The sequence below is a fragment of the Leifsonia sp. Root227 genome (genome assembly GCF_001428745.1).
Classification (GTDB): Bacteria; Actinomycetota; Actinomycetes; order Actinomycetales; family Microbacteriaceae; genus Leifsonia.
Window position 1 is genome coordinate 892,463 of sequence record NZ_LMIO01000003.1, and the last position, 17,744, is coordinate 910,206.

19 protein-coding genes are annotated in these 17,744 nt (G+C 67.3%); 12 read left to right on the forward strand and 7 right to left on the reverse strand.

Annotated elements, in window-relative coordinates:
• Positions 1–39: 39 nt before the first annotated feature.
• Positions 40–522, forward strand: a complete 483-nt coding sequence (gene nrdR, locus ASE16_RS14245) for a transcriptional regulator NrdR (RefSeq protein WP_055896056.1) — start codon at positions 40–42, stop codon at positions 520–522.
• Between the two features lie 73 nt (positions 523–595).
• Entirely contained in the window at positions 596–1,639 is a 1,044-nt protein-coding gene (locus tag ASE16_RS14250) for a quinone-dependent dihydroorotate dehydrogenase (RefSeq protein WP_055896059.1), read from the forward strand.
• Here ASE16_RS14250 and ASE16_RS14255 read toward each other — a convergent pair.
• Together ASE16_RS14255 and ASE16_RS14260 are read right to left on the reverse strand one after the other, a co-directional pair.
• The gene (locus ASE16_RS14255) at positions 1,604–2,548 is read right to left on the reverse strand and encodes a ribonuclease HI family protein (protein ID WP_055896064.1); all 945 of its coding nucleotides are present in this window, start codon (positions 2,546–2,548) and stop codon (positions 1,604–1,606) included. The two genes, ASE16_RS14250 and ASE16_RS14255, sit on opposite strands and share 36 nt — an antisense overlap.
• 2 nt (positions 2,549–2,550) lie before the next feature.
• A complete protein-coding gene (locus ASE16_RS14260) occupies positions 2,551–3,147 on the reverse strand; it encodes a DUF3043 domain-containing protein (RefSeq protein WP_055896069.1) in 597 nt (198 codons plus the stop codon).
• 42 nt (positions 3,148–3,189) lie between these two features.
• On the opposite strand from ASE16_RS14260, the gene ASE16_RS14265 reads away from it, so the two are divergent.
• The 6 genes from ASE16_RS14265 (at position 3,190) to ASE16_RS14290 (ending at position 8,990) form a co-directional block, all read left to right on the forward strand.
• Positions 3,190–4,617 (forward strand): dipeptidase, encoded by a 1,428-nt coding sequence (locus ASE16_RS14265; protein ID WP_055896074.1) that lies wholly within the window; start codon positions 3,190–3,192, stop codon positions 4,615–4,617.
• 100 nt (positions 4,618–4,717) lie between these two features.
• Positions 4,718–5,074, forward strand: a complete 357-nt coding sequence (erpA, locus tag ASE16_RS14270; protein ID WP_055896079.1) for an iron-sulfur cluster insertion protein ErpA — start codon at positions 4,718–4,720, stop codon at positions 5,072–5,074.
• Positions 5,075–5,217: 143 nt separating this feature from the next.
• Positions 5,218–6,105: a cytochrome c oxidase subunit II gene (gene coxB, locus ASE16_RS14275; RefSeq protein WP_055896083.1), complete on the forward strand. Its 888-nt coding sequence runs from the start codon at positions 5,218–5,220 to the stop codon at positions 6,103–6,105.
• An 11-nt stretch (positions 6,106–6,116) separates the two neighbouring features.
• Positions 6,117–7,868: a cytochrome c oxidase subunit I gene (gene ctaD, locus ASE16_RS14280; protein ID WP_055896086.1), complete on the forward strand. Its 1,752-nt coding sequence runs from the start codon at positions 6,117–6,119 to the stop codon at positions 7,866–7,868.
• A 3-nt stretch (positions 7,869–7,871) separates the two neighbouring features.
• Positions 7,872–8,294, forward strand: coding sequence for a cytochrome c oxidase subunit 4 (locus ASE16_RS14285; protein ID WP_055896090.1), 423 nt, complete (start codon positions 7,872–7,874; stop codon positions 8,292–8,294).
• Between the two features lie 108 nt (positions 8,295–8,402).
• Positions 8,403–8,990, forward strand: a complete 588-nt coding sequence (locus tag ASE16_RS14290) for a dihydrofolate reductase family protein (RefSeq protein ID WP_055896092.1) — start codon at positions 8,403–8,405, stop codon at positions 8,988–8,990.
• Positions 8,991–9,003: 13 nt separating this feature from the next.
• Here the strand turns inward: ASE16_RS14290 and ASE16_RS14295 are convergent, their stop codons facing one another.
• From ASE16_RS14295 to ASE16_RS14315, 5 genes are all read right to left on the reverse strand, one after another.
• Entirely contained in the window at positions 9,004–9,822 is an 819-nt protein-coding gene (locus ASE16_RS14295; protein ID WP_055896095.1) for a putative RNA methyltransferase, read from the reverse strand.
• Positions 9,823–9,920: 98 nt separating this feature from the next.
• Entirely contained in the window at positions 9,921–11,540 is a 1,620-nt protein-coding gene (locus tag ASE16_RS14300; RefSeq protein WP_055896098.1) for a cytochrome b, read from the reverse strand.
• The gene (locus ASE16_RS14305) at positions 11,537–12,610 is read right to left on the reverse strand and encodes a ubiquinol-cytochrome c reductase iron-sulfur subunit (RefSeq protein WP_055896104.1); all 1,074 of its coding nucleotides are present in this window, start codon (positions 12,608–12,610) and stop codon (positions 11,537–11,539) included. The genes ASE16_RS14300 and ASE16_RS14305 overlap by 4 nt, the downstream gene beginning before the upstream one ends.
• A gap of 39 nt (positions 12,611–12,649) precedes the next feature.
• Positions 12,650–13,471 carry a cytochrome c gene (locus ASE16_RS14310; RefSeq protein WP_055896110.1) on the reverse strand — a complete coding sequence of 274 codons (822 nt, stop codon included), beginning with the start codon at positions 13,469–13,471 and terminating at the stop codon, positions 12,650–12,652.
• Positions 13,472–13,496: 25 nt separating this feature from the next.
• The gene (locus tag ASE16_RS14315) at positions 13,497–14,135 is read right to left on the reverse strand and encodes a heme-copper oxidase subunit III (protein WP_200949650.1); all 639 of its coding nucleotides are present in this window, start codon (positions 14,133–14,135) and stop codon (positions 13,497–13,499) included.
• A gap of 132 nt (positions 14,136–14,267) precedes the next feature.
• Between ASE16_RS14315 and trpD the strand changes: the two genes are divergently transcribed.
• Genes trpD through dhaM form a run of 4 tightly spaced genes read left to right on the forward strand, consistent with a single transcriptional unit; the run spans position 14,268 to position 17,707 of the window.
• Positions 14,268–15,317, forward strand: a complete 1,050-nt coding sequence (gene trpD / locus ASE16_RS14320) for an anthranilate phosphoribosyltransferase (protein ID WP_055896116.1) — start codon at positions 14,268–14,270, stop codon at positions 15,315–15,317.
• Between the two features lie 20 nt (positions 15,318–15,337).
• On the forward strand, positions 15,338–16,339 hold the full coding sequence (dhaK, locus tag ASE16_RS14325; protein WP_055896119.1) for a dihydroxyacetone kinase subunit DhaK: 1,002 nt from the start codon (positions 15,338–15,340) through the stop codon (positions 16,337–16,339).
• A 23-nt stretch (positions 16,340–16,362) separates the two neighbouring features.
• A complete protein-coding gene (gene dhaL, locus ASE16_RS14330) occupies positions 16,363–17,001 on the forward strand; it encodes a dihydroxyacetone kinase subunit DhaL (protein ID WP_055896122.1) in 639 nt (212 codons plus the stop codon).
• Positions 16,994–17,707 carry a dihydroxyacetone kinase phosphoryl donor subunit DhaM gene (gene dhaM, locus ASE16_RS14335; RefSeq protein WP_055896125.1) on the forward strand — a complete coding sequence of 238 codons (714 nt, stop codon included), beginning with the start codon at positions 16,994–16,996 and terminating at the stop codon, positions 17,705–17,707. Before dhaL ends, dhaM begins: the two co-directional genes overlap by 8 nt.
• Positions 17,708–17,744 lie beyond the last annotated feature (37 nt).

The following is a 17,744-nucleotide window of genomic DNA, read 5'->3' on the forward strand; positions in this document are numbered from 1 at the left end:
CCCAGGATGGGGTCTGTCGAACGGTAGAATCGTCTCACCATGTTCTGCCCTTTCTGCCGCCACCCGGATTCCCGTGTCATCGACTCCCGCACGAGCGACGACGGGCTGTCGATCCGTCGCCGTCGGCAGTGCCCGGAGTGCGGTCGCCGGTTCTCCACCACGGAGACGGCGAGCCTGAGCGTCATCAAGCGCAGCGGAGTGGCCGAACCGTTCAGCCGCGAGAAGATCGTGCTCGGCGTCCGCAAGGCCTGCCAGGGTCGTCCGGTGACGGACTCGGACCTCGCCGTGCTGGCGCAGAAGGTGGAGGAGACCATCCGCTCCACCGGCGCATCGCAGATCGAGGCCAACGACATCGGCCTCGCCATCCTGCCGCCGCTGCGGGAACTCGACGAGGTCGCCTATCTGCGATTCGCGAGCGTCTACCAGGGCTTCGACTCCCTCGACGACTTCGACGACGCCATCCAGCAGCTCCGCATCGAGCACCACGGCGACCCGGTGGATGCGCAGACCGGCACCGTCTGACGGTCGCTCGACGTCCGGCGGGATCGCCACCTGACACGCCGCCGCGCCGCGCGCCCGGTATCCTCGTACAGGCATGTATCGCACACTCTTCTCCCTCGTCCTGTCGAAGCTCGATCCTGAGCGCGCACACCACCTGGCGTTCCTGGTGATCCGCGCCCTCCCCGTGCTGGGGCTCGGCCGTCTCGTACGCCGGTTCACCGCCCCGGATGCGTCCCTCGCCGTCGAGGCCCTCGGCCTGCGGTTCGACTCGCCGTTCGGCGTTGCGGCCGGGTTCGACAAGAACGGCGAGGCCGTGCTCGGTCTCGGCGCACTCGGTTTCGGTCACGTCGAGGTGGGCACCATCACCGCCATCGCGCAGCCGGGCAACGACAAGCCGCGCCTGTTCCGTCTCATCCCCGACCGCGCGGTCATCAACAGGATGGGGTTCAACAACCAGGGCGCCGGGGCCGCGGCCAACCGGCTGCTCGGCGTCGTGCGCAGGCGGAGCCGCCCTGTGCTCGGCGTCAACATCGGCAAGAGCCGCGTCGTCGCCGTCGAGGACGCGACGGCCGACTACCTCACCAGCGCCCGCGCCCTCGCGCCGGTCGCCGACTACCTCGTCGTGAACGTCAGCTCGCCGAACACTCCCGGCCTGCGCGGCCTGCAGGAGCTCGACCTCCTCGCTCCGCTGCTCAGCGCCGTGAAAGAGGTCGCGGGGGAGAAGCCGCTCCTGGTCAAGATCGCGCCCGACCTCACCGACGAGCAGGTCGCGAAGATCGCCGAGCTCGTGGTCGACCTCGGTCTCGCCGGCATCATCGCCACGAATACGACCATCAGCCGCGACGGCCTGCGCACAGACCCCGCCGTGGTCGAGGCGGCGGGCGCCGGCGGCCTGTCCGGCGCTCCGCTGGCCGACAGGTCGCTCGCCGTGCTGAAACTGATCCGCGCGAACGTCCCGGCCGACCTCTGCGTCATCTCGGTCGGCGGCGTCGAGACGGCCGCCGATGTGCAGGCGCGATTGGATGCGGGCGCCACCCTGGTGCAGGGATACACCGCGTTCCTCTACCTCGGCCCGCTGTGGGCCAGGCAGATCAACCGCGGACTACTCCGCCTCCGGCGTCCCCTGGTGGAAGCGTAGCCGCCAGCGGCCGTCGACCCGCAGCCAGAGCGAGCTGCGCAGGGAGCTGCCACGCGCATCCACAGTGCGGGAGGTGAGCAGGATGATCTCGGGGGAAAGCGCTTCGGTGCCGAGCACGTCCAGACCGGCGGCGGCAGCACCGTCGTCCGCGGCGATCTCCTGCACGATGGCGTCGCGTCCCCAGAGTCGCCCTGAGCGCCCGATCTCCTCGAAATCGGGGTGCAGCAGTGCCGCGACCCTGGAGGCGTCTGCGCGCACCGCTGGGTCGAGCAGTTCGCGCTCCAGGCGCACGACGGCCTCCGCGTCGGTCTCTGCTGCGCTCAGTTCTTCTGCTTCGAGGTCGCCGAACAGGTCGAGCTCGACGCTCTCCTGCGCGGCGCCGACACCGGCAGCGGCAGGGGCCGTCCCCTCGATCAGCTCGCCCGTCGCCTCATCGGCACGGGCACGGCCGGGCCAGCCCGGTCCGATCGGGATGGGCTCGCCCTTCTGATACGCCGTCGCCACGGCTCGGGCGCGCACGTCGGCCGCCTCGTTGAGTTCGTGACCGGCGTGGCCCTTGACCCACTCGAAGGTGTACGTGCGGCCCTGAACGGCGCGGTCCAGCCGCTCCAGCAGCTCGCGGTTGAGCACGGGGGAGCCGTCTGCCTTGCGCCAGCCCTTGCGCTTCCAGCCCGGCATCCACTTGGTGACGGCGTTGATGACGTACTGGCTGTCGCACAGGATGCGCAGGTCTTCGTCGAGGTGAGCCGTGGAGTCGAGCAGGTCGATCACGGCCATCAGCTCGCCCTGGTTGTTGGTGCCGTGCGGCCACCCGCCGGCTGCCCAGGTGGTGTCGTCGACGTACCACGCCCACCCGGCAGGACCAGGATTGCCCAGTGCGGAGCCGTCCGCTGCTGCGACGATCGTCACGGTCAGCTGGGGAACTGGCCGCGCTTGACCTGCGGCTTCGGCAGGCGCATCACGCGCAGCTGCAGAGCACGCATGGCCGCGTACCAGCGGACACCGCGCTCGACCTTGCTCTCGCCGAACTTCTCGCGCAGGCGCTTGCGCACCAGGAGGCCGAGGACGAAGCAGTCGATGACGGCGATGGCGAAGAACGCCCACAGGGCGAGCAGTCCGTACACCTGGAAGTATCCGGGCAGGAAGGAGAGCACGATCACCAGCAGCATGACGGGGATGAGGTACTCGCCGATGCTGAAGCGCGCATCCACGTAGTCGCGGACATAGCGGCGCTGTGGACCGCGGTCGCGGGCCGTGAGGTAGCGGTCGTCCCCGGCTGCCATGCCGAGGCGCGCCTTCTCGCGGGCCTCCGACGTCTTTGCGCGTGCCTGACGTGCCGCCTCCTTGCGGTCCTCCGGCACCAGGGGGCGCTTGCGGGCGGCCTCCTGCTCACGGCGGGTCGGGGTCGGGGCGCCCTTGCCCTGCCTCAGACGCTCAGCCGTCTCTTCTGCGGTCTCGGTGACCGGCGTCTCCGCCTTGGTCGCCTGCGGGTTCTCTCGTTTTGCCAACGTCAAGCCTTCGGTTCGTGGGGTCCGCTTAAGATTACCGTCATGACGAACGGACAGCAGACCCCGCCCACCGAACCCACAGCAGCAGAGCAGGCCGTGCGCGCCAGCGTGGAGGCGGCGATGCCGTCGACCGTCGCCGATCTCGCGTCGCTCGTGCGCATCCCGTCGGTGTCCTGGTCGGCGTTCGACCCTGCGAACGTCGCCGCAAGCGCCGCCGCCGTCGCGAAGCTCCTGGAGGACACCGGCGCGTTCGAGAGCGTCCAGATCAAGCGCGCTCCGATCGGCGAGGGGGCTGAGGACGGCCAGCCGGCCGTGCTCGCCACGCGCGCCGCGAAGAACGGCCGTCCGACCGTGCTGCTCTACGCCCACCACGACGTGCAGCCCCAGGGCAAGGACGAGGACTGGAACACCCCGCCGTTCGAGCCGACCGTCCGCGGAGACCGGATGTACGGCCGCGGAGCCGCGGACGACAAGGCAGGGGTGATGGCGCACGTCGCCAGCGTCCGGGCCATCGTGGATGCGCTCGGCGACGACTTCGACCTCGGCCTCGCCGTGTTCATCGAAGGGGAGGAGGAGTTCGGCTCCCGTTCCTTCGCCAACTTCCTGCAGCAGAACAAGGACGCGCTCGAAGCGGACGTGATCGTGGTCGCCGACTCCGACAACGTGGACATCGACACGCCGGCGCTCACGGTGTCGCTGCGTGGCAACGTGACCTTCCGCCTCACCGTGTCGACCCTGGAGCACGCGTCGCACTCCGGGATGTTCGGCGGTGCGGCGCCGGACGCGATGCTCGCCATGGTCACACTGCTCGCCACCCTGCACGACGAGAACGGCTCTGTCGCCGTCGACGGCTTCACCGGTCGCACGGACGCCGCCGAACCGCCCGTCGTCACCGAGGAGCAGTTCCGCGAGGAGGCGGCGCTGCTCGACGGCGTGACGCCCATCGGCACCGGTCCCATCCTGTCCAGGATGTGGTCCCAGCCGACCGTCACGGTCACCGGCATCGACGCGCCGAGCGTCGCCAACGCATCCAACACGCTGCTGCCGAGCGTCGCCGTGCGGATCAGCGCGCGCGTCGCGCCAGGGCAGCCTGCGGCGGACGCGTACGCGGCGCTGGAGCGCCACCTGCGCGCCAACGCGCCGTTCGGGGCGCACATCGCCATCGACGACGTCGACACAGGCGAGGCGTTCCTTGTCGACACGAACGGCTGGGCGGCCACAGAGGCGAAGCGGGCGATGACGGATGCGTGGGGCAAGGAGGCCGTCGAGACCGGCGTCGGAGGCTCCATCCCGTTCATCGCCGACCTGGTGCGCGAGTTCCCGGAGGCGCAGATCCTGGTCACCGGTGTGGAGGACCCCGACTCGCGCGCGCACAGCCCGAACGAGTCGCTGCACCTCGGGGTCTTCAAGCGGGCGATCCTCGCGGAGGCCCTGTTGCTCGCCCGCCTGGACGCGCGCACGGAGGGCTGACACCGGCGTCACGGAATGCCCGGGGTGATTTCCCGGTTTTCCGACGTAGAATCGTCCCAGATTTTCCAGAAGTCCGAACAAGACCCGTAAAAGGAGTCCCATGACAGACACAATGCTGACAGAGACGAAGGCGCACGGCGTCGGGCTGTCCGACGCCGCGGCGAGCAAGGTCAGGAGCCTGCTCGAGCAGGAAGGCCGCGACGACCTGCGCCTGCGCGTCGCCGTGCAGCCTGGTGGATGCTCCGGCCTGATCTACCAGCTCTACTTCGACGAGCGGATGCTCGACGGAGACGCCACGGTCGACTTCGACGGCGTCGAGGTCATCGTCGACAAGATGAGCGTCCCGTACCTCGATGGCGCGTCCATCGACTTCGAGGACACCATTCAGAAGCAGGGTTTCACCATCGACAACCCCAACGCATCCGGTTCCTGCGCCTGCGGAGACTCGTTCCACTGAGTTCCTATAGCACACGAAAAGGTTGAGGGCCGCCCCATCGGGGCGGCCCTTTCTGTTCAAATCGGCGCGTGCGGCGGAGTAGGGTGGATACAGCCAAATACAGTTACGTGTGAACTGTCCATGAGTCACTCGAAAGGTCACCGGTGCGTCACAATCGCCGTCTCCGATGGGCTGCCATCCCGATCGCAGCGACGCTCGCCGTCGTTCTCGCGGGATGCACGCAGGCACAGCTGAACGGATTCCTCCCCGGATTCGTCGAGGGTGAAGAGCCCGTCACCAACCACACGGAGCGCATCAGCGGCCTGTGGGTGACGAGCTGGATCGTCCTCCTCATCGTGGGTGTGATCGTCTGGGGTCTCATCGTCTGGGCGGTCATCATGTACCGCCGCCGCAAGGGACAGACCGGCCTGCCGGTCCAGATGCGGTACAACATGCCGATCGAGATCTTCTACACGATCGTTCCGCTCATCCTCGTGCTCGGCTTCTTCGCCTTCACGGCGCGCGACCAGAACGCCATCGAGCAGCCGTACGCGAAGCCGGACCTCAAGATCCAGGTGTACGCGAAGCAGTGGGCGTGGGACTTCAACTACGTGACGGACAACGTGTACGACCCGGGCATCCAGGTGCAGCCGGACGACGCGAGCGCCACCCCCGGTTCCGTGCAGGAGGGCGAGATCCCCACCCTGTACCTGCCGGAGGGTAAGAAGATCACGATCCAGCTCGACTCGCGCGACGTGATCCACTCCTTCTGGGTGCCGGCGATGCTTTACAAGAAGGACATCATCCCCGGCAAGACCAACTACATGTACTTCGAGACCACGGGCCGCACAGGCACGTTCGTCGGAAAGTGCGCCGAGCTCTGCGGCGAGTACCACTCTGCGATGCTCTTCAACGTGAAGATCGTTCCGCAGGATGTGTACGACGCCCACATCCAGAGCCTGCGCGACAAGGGCTTCGAGGGCCAGCTGGGCTCCGAGTACGACCGTAATCAGAACCTGCCCGGAACGGGCGCTCCCAAGGGTAACGAGTAGGGCATCCACGAATGACGACGACAGCACCGGCCCCAGCGGCGACCACGGCGCCCGCACCGAAAGCCAATCCGGCCCTCGGCGCGAACCAGGTGGAGCGCAAGGGCAACATCCTCGTGAACTACATCACGTCGACCGACCACAAGACGATCGGGTACATGTACCTGATCTCGTCGTTCATCTACTTCCTCATCGGTGGAGTGATGGCGCTCATCATCCGTGCTCAGCTGTTCGAGCCCGGACTGGAGGTCGTGCAGACCAAGGAGCAGTACAACCAGCTCTTCACCATGCACGGCACGATCATGCTGCTGATGTTCGCGACGCCGCTGTTCGCCGGCTTCGCCAATGTGCTCATGCCGCTGCAGATCGGTGCGCCTGACGTCGCGTTCCCGCGACTGAACGCTCTGGCGTACTGGTTCTACTCGTTCGGCTCGCTGATCGCGGTCGCCGGATTCCTCACCCCGCAGGGTGCAGCGTCGTTCGGCTGGTTCGCGTACGCGCCTCTATCGAGTACGACGTTCTCACCAGGGGTGGGAGGCAATCTCTGGGTGGTCGGCCTCGGTCTGTCCGGATTCGGAACCATCCTCGGTGCGGTGAACTTCATCACCACGATCATCACGATGCGCGCTCCTGGCATGACGATGTTCCGCATGCCGATCTTCACCTGGAACACGCTCGTCACCTCGATCCTCGTTCTGATGGCCTTCCCGGTGCTCGCCGCCGCCATGTTCGCCCTCGCGGCCGACCGTGTCTTCGACGCCCACATCTACGACGCCGCCAACGGCGGAGCCCTGCTCTGGCAGCACTTGTTCTGGTTCTTCGGGCACCCGGAGGTCTACATCATCGCGCTGCCGTTCTTCGGCATCGTGTCGGAGATCTTCCCGGTGTTCAGCCGCAAGCCGATCTTCGGCTACAAGACCCTGATCTACGCGACGATCGCGATCGCTGCCCTGTCCGTCACCGTGTGGGCTCACCACATGTACGTGACCGGCTCTGTGCTGCTGCCGTGGTTCTCGCTGATGACGATGCTCATCGCGGTGCCGACCGGTGTGAAGATCTTCAACTGGATCGGCACGATGTGGCGTGGCTCGCTAACGTTCGAGTCGCCGATGCTGTGGTCGATCGGCTTCCTGATCACCTTCACTTTCGGTGGTCTGACCGGTGTCATCCTGGCGTCGCCGCCGCTCGACTTCCACGTGTCCGACACGTACTTCGTCGTCGCCCACTTCCACTACGTCGTCTTCGGAACCGTCGTCTTCGCGATGTTCGCCGGCTTCTACTTCTGGTGGCCGAAGTGGACGGGCAAGATGCTCAACGACCGGCTGGGCAAGTGGCACTTCTGGCTGCTGTTCATCGGCTTCCACACCACCTTCCTCGTGCAGCACTGGCTGGGCGTCGTCGGTATGCCGCGTCGGTACGCGACCTACCTTCCGTCCGACGGCTTCACCTGGATGAACCAGCTCTCGTCGATCGGTGCAGGCATCCTCGCCATCTCGATGATCCCGTTCTTCGTGAACGTGTACCTCACGGCGCGCAATGCCCCCAAGGTCACCGTGAACGACCCGTGGGGCTACGGCCGTTCGCTCGAATGGGCGACCAGCTGCCCGCCGCCGCGCCACAACTTCACGTCGATCCCGCGCATCCGTTCGGAGTCTCCCGCGTTCGACCTGAACCACCCGGAGGCGGGCATCCCGATCGGTGTCGGCGGAGCCAAGGACGCCCCGGACGCCCCCGTGCTCGACGTCGCGAACAACGAGGTGAAGTAACCCATGAGAGCCAATGCCATCCTCTTCTGGATCCTCGCGATCTTCTTCTTCCTCTCGGCGATCGTCTACACGGTGTGGAGCCTGCTCGACCCGATGCACCTGAAGGTCGAGTGGGTCGGAACGGTTGCGCTCACGCTGAGCGCGATCCTCGCCGCCTTCATCGCGTTCTACGTCGGACGCTCGCACGCCTCCCAGGGCGGCGAGCTTCCGGAGGACCGCCTCGACGCCAACATCGACGACGGCGACCCGGAGCTGGGCCACTTCAGCCCGTGGAGCTGGTGGCCGGTGGCTCTCGCCTTCGGCGCCGGTCTGGTGATGCTCGGCCTCGCGGTCGGTTTCTGGATCTGCTTCATCGGCGTGGCGTTCGCGCTCGTCTGCATCATCGGCTGGACCTACGAGTACTACCGCGGCTACTTCGCCCGCTGATCGCACTCGCTCGAAGCGCCGCATCCCTCCGGGGGTGCGGCGCTTCTGCGTTCCCCTCCGGCGACGGCCGCTCGCTACGATGGGCAGCCACACGCAAAGGAGAATCCCGTGGGAACGGTAGTGATGTACAGCTCGGTGTCGGTCGACGGCTTCATCGCGGGTGAGGACGACCAGCCGGGACCGCTGTTCGACTGGTTGGTCAGTGGCGATGTCCCCCTGGACGAGAGCGGCGCTCTGACGGTGTCGCAGACGTCATTCGACTACACGCGGCCGTACTGGGACGCGATCGCGGTGACGATCGTGGGCCGTCATGTCTTCGACCTCACGGACGGCTGGGACGGACAGCCTCCGAGTGGTGTGGACCACGTGGTGGTCGTGACGCACCGGCCGGAGCCGGAGGGCTGGGATCCGGCAGCGCCGTTCGTCTTCGTCGACGGCGTCGAGGCGGCCGTGGCCGCGGCGCAGGAGCTCGCCGGTGACCGCATCGTCGAGGTCGCCGCAGGCGATGTGGGTGGGCAGGTGTTCGCGGCCGGGCTGGTCGACGAGGTGCGGATGGACGTGGTGCCCGTCGTGTTCGGGTCGGGCAAGCGCTACTTCGGCGCGCTCGATGTACAGCACCTTTTGGACGGTCCAGAGGCCGTGGTTCAGGGCAGCGCAGTGCTGCACCTGCGCTACCGGGTGCGCACCTCGAACTGAGCAGGCTCGCTTGCTAGCGGGTGAACCGGAGGACGTCCACGGAGACGGTCGCGGTGAGGACATCGTCGGGCGGGGTGGACCGTGCGTGGTGTGCGGACGGCCCCATGCCGACCAGCGCGGCCAGGAGTTCGGGGTCGAGTGCGAGAGCCTTCGTGATGTGTTCGCGCGTCTGGAGGGCGAACAGCGGCTCTGCGGTGGTGATCAGCTCATCCGCCTTGTCTGCGGGAACGTCGAGCATGGCTCCGGTGGCGCGCAGCTCGGCCAAGTGGTCGGCGCGGGGGACCACCACGACGAGCGTTCCGCCCGGACGGAGCACCCGGTGGAACTCGGGCAGGTTGCGCGGGGCGAACACGTCGATGACGCTGTCTGCTGCAGCCGTGCGCACCGGCAGAGGCTGCCAGGTGTCCGCGACGAGCCCGTGGATGCGGTCGGAGCTGCGGGCTGCGCGGCCGACGGCGGCGGGGGAGAGGTCCATGGCCAGACCGTGCGCATCCGGATGCTCGGCCAGGGCAGCGCGCAGGTAGTACCCGGTGCCGGCTCCGGCGTCGAGGATGCGCGTGCCGGTCGCCGCGCGGGCGACCGCGGCGGCGATGGGCGCGTATGCGCCGCTCTCGAGCACCGCATCTCGGGCGTCGAGCATAGCTGCGCTGTCCCCCTTGAACTTCGTCCCAGCGGCCAGGAGCGTCACGTAGCCGCGTTTGTTCACGTCGAAGCTATGTGCAAGAGCGCAGGCGAGCCTGAGGCGTCCAGCGGGCTCCAGGGGCTCTCCGCAGACGGGGCAGCGCAGCCACTCCGCCAGACCTGACAGCCGGTCGGCATCGGACGGACTCATGGGTCGCCTCTCAACGGGGAAGGAATCGGCAGCTGGATGCGCGAAAGCGCCGGCGCGAAGATCGCGGCCGGCGCTTTCACGTCGGTGGAGCAGGTGGCTCAGTGGTGGCCGTGGCCCGACTCGAGCTCGCCCTTGGTGGGTGGCACGATGCGGTCCTCGAAGAACCAGCGGGACATGCTCGCGCGCATCCTGTTGCCGACCGTGATCTTGCCCTTGCTGTTCGGACGGATCATCAGCGGCTCGTAGCTCTCGAAGCTGACAAGGCGCCAGCGCTCGTACTCATCGAGCTGCTCGTGCACCTCGATGAACTCGCCACCAGGGAGCTTGACGATACGGCCGGACTCATAGCCGTGCAGTGCGATCGAGCGGTCCTTCTTCTGCAGCGCGATGCAGACGCGCTTGGTGACGAAGTAGGCGATGATCGGGCCGAGGATGAGCAGAGCCTGCAGGGCGTGGATGACGCCCTCCATCGTGAGCTTGAAGTGCGTCGCGATGATGTCAGAGCTCGCCGCCGCCCAGAAGACCGCGTAGAACGTGACACCGGCCGCGCCGATGGCGGTGCGGGTAGCCGCGTTGCGCGGGCGGTCCAGGATGTGGTGCTCACGCTTGTCTCCGGTGATCCACGCCTCGATGAAGGGGTAGATCAGCACGGTGACGATGAACACACCGAGGATCACGACAGGCACGATGATGTTGAACGACCAGGTGCGGTCCAGCCAGACGAACTCCCAGCCCGGCGGAACCAGACGCAGGGCGCCGTCGGCGAAGCCGATGTACCAGTCGGGCTGGGTACCGGCGGACACCGGCGACGGGTCGTACGGACCGTAGTTCCAGATCGGGTTGATGGTGAAGAAGGACGCCATGAGCGCGACGACACCGAACACGATGAAGAAGAAGCCGCCGGCCTTCGCCGCGTAAACCGGGAGCACCGGGTAGCCGACCACGTTGCCCTGCGTGCGGCCGGGGGCCGCGTACTGGGTGTGCTTGTGGATGACCACGAACATCAGGTGCAGTGCGATGAACGCGAGCACGAGTGCCGGGAGCAGCAGGATGTGCAGCGTATACAGTCGTCCGACGATCGCGGTGCCGGGGAACTCGCCGCCGAAGAGCAGGAACGAGATCCAGGTGCCGACGACGGGGAGACCCTTGATCAGACCGTCGATGATGCGGAGGCCGTTGCCGGACAGCAGGTCGTCGGGGAGCGAGTAGCCGGTGAAGCCTTCTGCCATCGCGAGGATGAAGAGCACGAAGCCGATCACCCAGTTGAGCTCGCGCGGCTTGCGGAACGCGCCCGTGAAGAAGATGCGGAGCATGTGCAGGCCGATGGCCGCCACGAACAGCAGAGCCGCCCAGTGGTGGATCTGACGCATGAGCAGCCCACCGCGGATCTCGAACGAGATGTTGAGCGTGCTCGACATCGCGGCCGACATCTCGACGCCCTTCAGCGGGACGTACGAGCCGTGGTAGACCACCTCGGCCATCGATGCCTGGAAGAAGAACGTGAGGAACGTTCCGGACAGCAGGATGACGATGAACGAGTAGAGGGCGACCTCACCGAGGAGGAAGGACCAGTGGTCGGGGAAGATCTTCCGGCCGAACTCCTTGACGGCGCCCGAGATGCTGGTGCGGTCTTCCAGGTAGTTCGCGGCTGCTGCCGTGAACCCACCCTTCTTGGCCGGTGCTTGTGCCGCGGCAGGTGCGGCGGTCGTGGTGCTCAATGACGCTCCCAGAAGCTCGGGCCGACAGGCTCGGTGAAGTCGCTGCGCGCGACCAAGTAGCCATCGGCGTCCACGGTGATCGGCAGCTGCGGAAGCGGACGCTTGGCCGGGCCGAAGATCACCTCTGCCTCGTGCGTGATGTCGAACTGCGACTGGTGGCACGGGCACAGAAGGTGGTGGGTCTGCTGCTCGTAGAGTGCGACGGGGCATCCGACGTGCGTGCAGATTTTGGAGTATGCGACGATTCCGTCGTAGTTCCAGTTCTCACGGCCCTTGGAGACGTGGAGGTCTTCGGGCTTGAGGCGCATGAGGAGGACGGCCGCCTTGGCCTTCTCCTCGAGACGGTTCTCCTTCTCGTTCAACCCTTCCGGGATGACGTGGAAGGCGCTGCCGAGTGTGACGTCGGACGCCTTGATCGGCGTGCCGGACGGGTCGCGGGTGAGGCGGATGCCCTTGGCCCACATGGTCTGCGAGAGCAGCTCCACCGGGTCGTCGTTCTGCGGAGCGAGCCCGCGGAAGAGGACGACAGCGGGCAGCGGGAAGGCGATGAGGGCGCCGATCAAGCTGTTGCGCACGAGCACGCGACGGCTGAAACCGGACTCCTCGTCTGCCTGCTTGAAGATCTCGGCTGCACGCTCGGTGGTCGACTCGGCCCCGCGGACGGGGTGACGGAGGTCGACGCCCTCCTTCTCGTGCATGAGGGCCTTGCCCCAGTGCACAGCGCCGATGCCGATAGCGAGGAGTGCGAGGGCGATGCCGATGCCGATGAACAGGTTGTTCAGGCGGACGGAGCCGGGGTCGCTGTCGTTGATCGGGAACGCCATGTACGCCGCGACGGCCCAGACGCTGCCGACGATCGACAGGTAGAAGAGCGTGTATACGGTGCGCTCCGCCCGACGCTCCTTCTTGGGGTCGAGGTCGGTGACGCGGGGGCGGTGCGGCGGGAAGCCGGGGTTCTCCAGCTCGTCGCGGATGATCAGCGCCGTTCCCGGGTCGCCCGTCCTGTGCACGTCGACGGCTGACGAACTGGCAGAGGTCAGCTCGTGACCGCTGTTATCGTCGTGTGCCATTGTTCTCCTTCTTAAGCTGTGACATGTCCCGAGTACCGGCTAGTTCGACTTCGCCGTGATCCAGACGGTCAGCGCGACGATGGCGCCGAGTCCGAAGATCCAGAGGAAGAGACCCTCCGCGACCGGGCCGAGCGAACCGAGCTCGAAGCCGCCGGGGGACGGGTTGTTCTGGATGTACTTGAGGTACGTGATGATGTCTGCCTTGCCCTGCGGCGTGATGTTCAGGTCGTTGAACACGGGCATGTTCTGCGGGCCCGTGACCATGGCCTCGTAGATGTGCTGGGCGCTCACGCCGGTGAGCGGGGGAGCGTACTTGCCCTCCGTCAGTGCGCCACCGGCGCCGGCGACGTTGTGGCACATCGCGCAGTTGATGCGGAAGAGCTCTGCACCGTTGGCGGCGTCGCCCTTGCCGTCGAGGTACTTCTGCTCGGGGATCGAGGGGCCAGGAGCCAGCGATGCGACGTACGCTGCGAGCTGCTTGACCTGCTCGTCGGTGAACTGGACCGGCTTCTCCGGGGCCTGCGGGCCCTGCATCTGCATCGGCATGCGGCCCGTGCCGACCTGGAAGTCGACGGAGGCGGCGCCGACGCCGATGAGGCTCGGTGCGTTGACGGTTCCCTGGGCGTCGAGGCCGTGGCAGGTGGCGCAGTTCGACTGGAACAGCTTCTTGCCCTGGTCGACCGTGTCTTGCGACGCGGCCTGGACCTGCTGGGTCTCAGCGGACGCGGTGGTCGTGTTGAACGCCGCGTACGCGCCTCCGGTGAGGCCGAGGCCGATCGCGATCAGCGCGACGGTGGCGAGGGGATGACGGCGGCCGCCCTTGCGGACGGTCTTCGTCTTGGTGCGGTTTTTCGGACGCATGGTGGGTAGGTCAGCTCCTGTTGTTCTATCTGATGATGTAGATGACCGCGAACAGTCCGATCCACACGACGTCGACGAAGTGCCAGTAGTACGAGACGACGATGGCGCTCGTCGCCTCCTTGTGGCCGAAGGTCTTGACCGCGAACGCGCGGCCGATGACGAGGAGGAACGCGATGAGGCCGCCCGTGACGTGGAGGCCGTGGAAGCCGGTGGTCAGGTAGAACGCCGAGCCGTATGCGTTGGAGCTGAGGGAGATGCCCTCGGAGACGAGCGTTGCGTACTCGAGGATCTGCCCGGAGACGAAGATGGCGCCGAGTGCGTACGAGACCGTGAACCACTCGACCATGCCCCACTTGATCGGGCTCCAGCCCGTTGCGCGCGGCTGCAGGCGCTCCGCGGCGAACACACCGAACTGGCAGGTGAACGAACTGGCGACCAGGATGATCGTGTTCGTCAGCGAGTACGGGATGTTCAAGTGCGCCGTCTCGGCCGCCCACAGGTCGGGGGACGTGGACTTGAGGGTGAAGTAGATCGCGAACAGGCCCGCGAAGAACATGACCTCACTGCCCAGCCAGACAATGGTGCCGACGGCCACGACATTGGGCCGGTTGATCGTAGGCGCACTCGCCGTAGGAGATATTGAGGTGCTCGTCACGGTAACCATTATGGCTGAAAAGAAGCCGTGGTTTTCTCATCCGACAGGCCGGAATCGCGGTTAAATCTGGTTAGGATGCCCTAAATTCGCCTGTTCCACGCGGGTTGCCGCACCAGGGCGCGCGCTCAGTAGGATCGGTACATGTCGGAAATGCAGTCCTGGTCGTCCGTGCTCACCACCCTTCTCGGGGGCGAAGACCTCAGCGTGGCAGACGCGGCGTGGGCGATGGACCAGGTGATGACCGGCGAAGCAACGGAGGCGCAGGTCGCCGGATTCCTCATCGCGCTGCGCGCGAAGGGGGAGACGGTCGACGAGATCGTCGGCTTCCGCGACGCGATCCTCGACCACGCCGTTCCGCTCCCTGTGAACCCGATGGCGCTCGACATCGTTGGCACGGGAGGCGACAGGTTCGGCACCGTGAACGTGTCGACCACCGCATCCATCGTCGCCGCGGCGGCCGGAGTGCCCGTGATCAAGCACGGCAACAGGGCGGCGAGCTCCTCGTCCGGCTCATCTGACGTGCTCGCGGCGCTCGGGATCGACCTCACGCTTCCCGCCGAGAAGGTGGCGGAGGTGTTGGAGAAGGCCGGGATCACCTTCGCGTTCGCGAGCGCCTTCCACCCCGGATTCGCGAACGCGGGCCCCGTCCGCGCCCAGCTCGGCGTCCCGACCGTGTTCAACTACCTCGGCCCGCTGTGCAACCCGGCCAGGCCGGAGGCCTCCGCCGTCGGCGTCGCATCGCTCGACCGCGTGCCCCTGTTCGTCGGCGTCTTCCAGACCCGCGGCGCGACCGCGCTGGTCTTCCGCGGAGACGACGGTCTCGACGAGCTGTCGACCACCGGCCACAGCCACGTCTGGGAGGTCTCCCGAGGCCTCGTCACCGAGCACGACATCGACCCGCGCGACCTGGGCATCCCCCGCGCGAAGATGGACGATCTGCTCGGAAAGGACGCCGCGTACAACGCCGGCGTCGTACGTGCCGTGCTCGCGGGCGAAACAGGCCCCGTGCGCGACATCGTGTTGCTCAACGCGGCGGCAGGGCTCGTGGCATACGAGCTCGCGTCCGACCCGTCGAGGGTTCAGGAAGCCATCCTGGATCGGTTCCGTTCGCAAATGGCGATCGCCGCCGAAGCGATCGACTCCGGGGCTGCGGCCGCGAAGCTCGAGGAATGGATAGCGGCGACGCACTGACAGCAGTGGAAAGGGTTTCGATGAAGAAGCTCATCAACGGCGTACCCGACGTCGTGGACGAATCCCTCGACGGATTCGCCCGAGCTCACTCGGACATCGTGAAGGTGTCCCACGACCCGCGCTTCGTGTCCAGGACCGACGGTCCTGTGCAGGGCAAGGTCGGCCTGATCAGCGGCGGCGGAAGCGGTCACGAACCCCTGCATGCCGGTTTCGTCGGCAAAGGGATGCTCGATGCCGCCGTCCCAGGCGAGGTGTTCACCTCTCCGACGCCCATGCCGATCGTCGAAGCGACGAAAGCGGCGGACGGCGGCGCCGGCGTACTGCACATCGTGAAGAACTACACCGGAGACGTGCTGAACTTCGAGACGGCCGCCGATCTGGTCGCGGCGGAGGGCATCACGGTCAGGGCGGTCGTCACCAACGACGACGTGGCTGTGCAGGACTCGCTGTACACCGCTGGGCGTCGCGGCGTCGCAGGCACGGTGCTCGTAGAGAAGATCGCCGGGGCGGCAGCCGATCGTGGAGACGACCTCGACGGGGTCACCGCCATCGCGGAGAGGGTCAACGCCAACGTCAGGTCGATCGGCCTCGCGTTGTCGGCCGGAACGGTTCCGCACGCGGGGGAGCCCGGCTTCGACCTGGCGGACGACGAGATCGAGTTCGGTGTCGGCATCCACGGCGAGCCCGGCAGGGAGCGGGTCAAGGTGCAGCCGGCCGACGCGCTGGTGGACCGCATGATGGCCGCGATCCTCGACGACCTCCCGTTCGCATCCGGGGACTCGGTGCTGCTGTTCGTCAACGGGATGGGAGGCACTCCGCTGTCCGAGCTGTACATCGTGTTCCGGCGCGCGGCTCAGATCCTGGACGAGCGCGGCATCACCCTCGGCCGTTCCCTGGTCGGCAGCCTGGTGACCTCCCTCGAGATGCAGGGAGCATCCATCTCGGTGCTGAAGCTGGACGACGAACTGACCGCCCTCTGGGATGCGCCGGTGCACACCGCCGCACTCCGCTGGGGACTCTGAGAACCGTACGAGAGGAGGCGCTCATGGCGCTCGACACGAACTGGGTGAAGTCCTGGATGACGGCCGCCGCTGCCGTCATCGCCGAGCACAAGCACGAGCTGAACACGCTCGACCGCGAGATCGGCGACGGCGACCACGGCGAGAACATGGACCGCGGGATGCGCGCCGTGGTGGATGCGCTCGGAAAGCTACCGGAGGACGCGACGCCGAACGCCGCGTTCCGGTCGATCGCCATGACCCTCATCTCCACGGTCGGCGGCGCGTCGGGCCCGCTCTACGGGACAGCGTTCCTGAAGGCGGGCGACCCGATCGGCGACGCCACGCAGATCGACGCGGACACGCTGGTCGCCGTCCTCGCCGCCGCCCGCGACGGGATCGTCTCCCGCGGCAAGGCGGAGGTCGGGGACAAGACCATGATCGACGCCTGGACCCCTGCCGTGACGGCGGCATCGACCGCAGCGGAGGACGGCGGGACGCCGGCCGACGTGCTGCGCGAAGCAGCCGACGCCGCAGAGGCGGGGGCCGTCGCAACGGAGCCGCTCGTGGCCCGCAAGGGGCGCGCGAGCTACTTGGGCGAACGGTCGGCCGGTCACAGGGACCCCGGTGCGCAGTCGACCGCGCTCCTGCTCCGTGCAGCGGCAGAGGCGGCGGCCGATGACTGAGCGGCGTGTCGGTATCGTCTTCGTGTCGCACAGCGTGCAGCTGGCGGACGGCACTGTCGCCCTTGCTGGGCAGATGGCGCCGTCCGTGCGGCTGCTCGCCGCCGGTGGAACGGACGACGACGGGATCGGGACGAGCTTCGCCAAGGTCAACGCCGCTGTCGGCGAGGCGGACGGCGGGGCGGGGGTCGTCGTCATCAGCGACCTCGGCTCAGCGCTTTTGACGGCCGAGACCGTGCTCGAATTCCTGTCGGACGAGCAGCGGGCGGCGGTGGCCGTCATCGACGTGCCGTTCGTGGAAGGCGGTGTCGCCGCGGCGGTGGCTGCGGAGAGCGGCGCCGGTCTCGCCGAGGTCGTCGCGGCTGCGGAGGGTGCGCGGACTGCGTGGGCCGACGCAGCTGCATCCGCTCCCGCCGCCACGGCGGCAGCCGCGGCACCAGCCGCGCCGACCGGCCGGTACGTCCGTGAGGTCGTCCTGCGCAACAAGGACGGTCTTCACGCCAGGCCTGCTGCCGAGTTCGTCAAGCTCGCCAACACGTTCGGCGCGTCCGTCACCGTCAACGGCAAAGACGCCAAGAGCCTGCTCGGCATCATGTCGCTCGGACTGACCGCGGGGACCACAGCCGAGATCGCGTCGTCCGACGACGGAGGCGTGCCCGCCGTGGATGCCCTGGCCGCCCTGGTCGAGACCGGCTTCGGGGAGGCGTGACGCCGCCCCGTCCACAGCGATCGAGCCCGACGTCGTT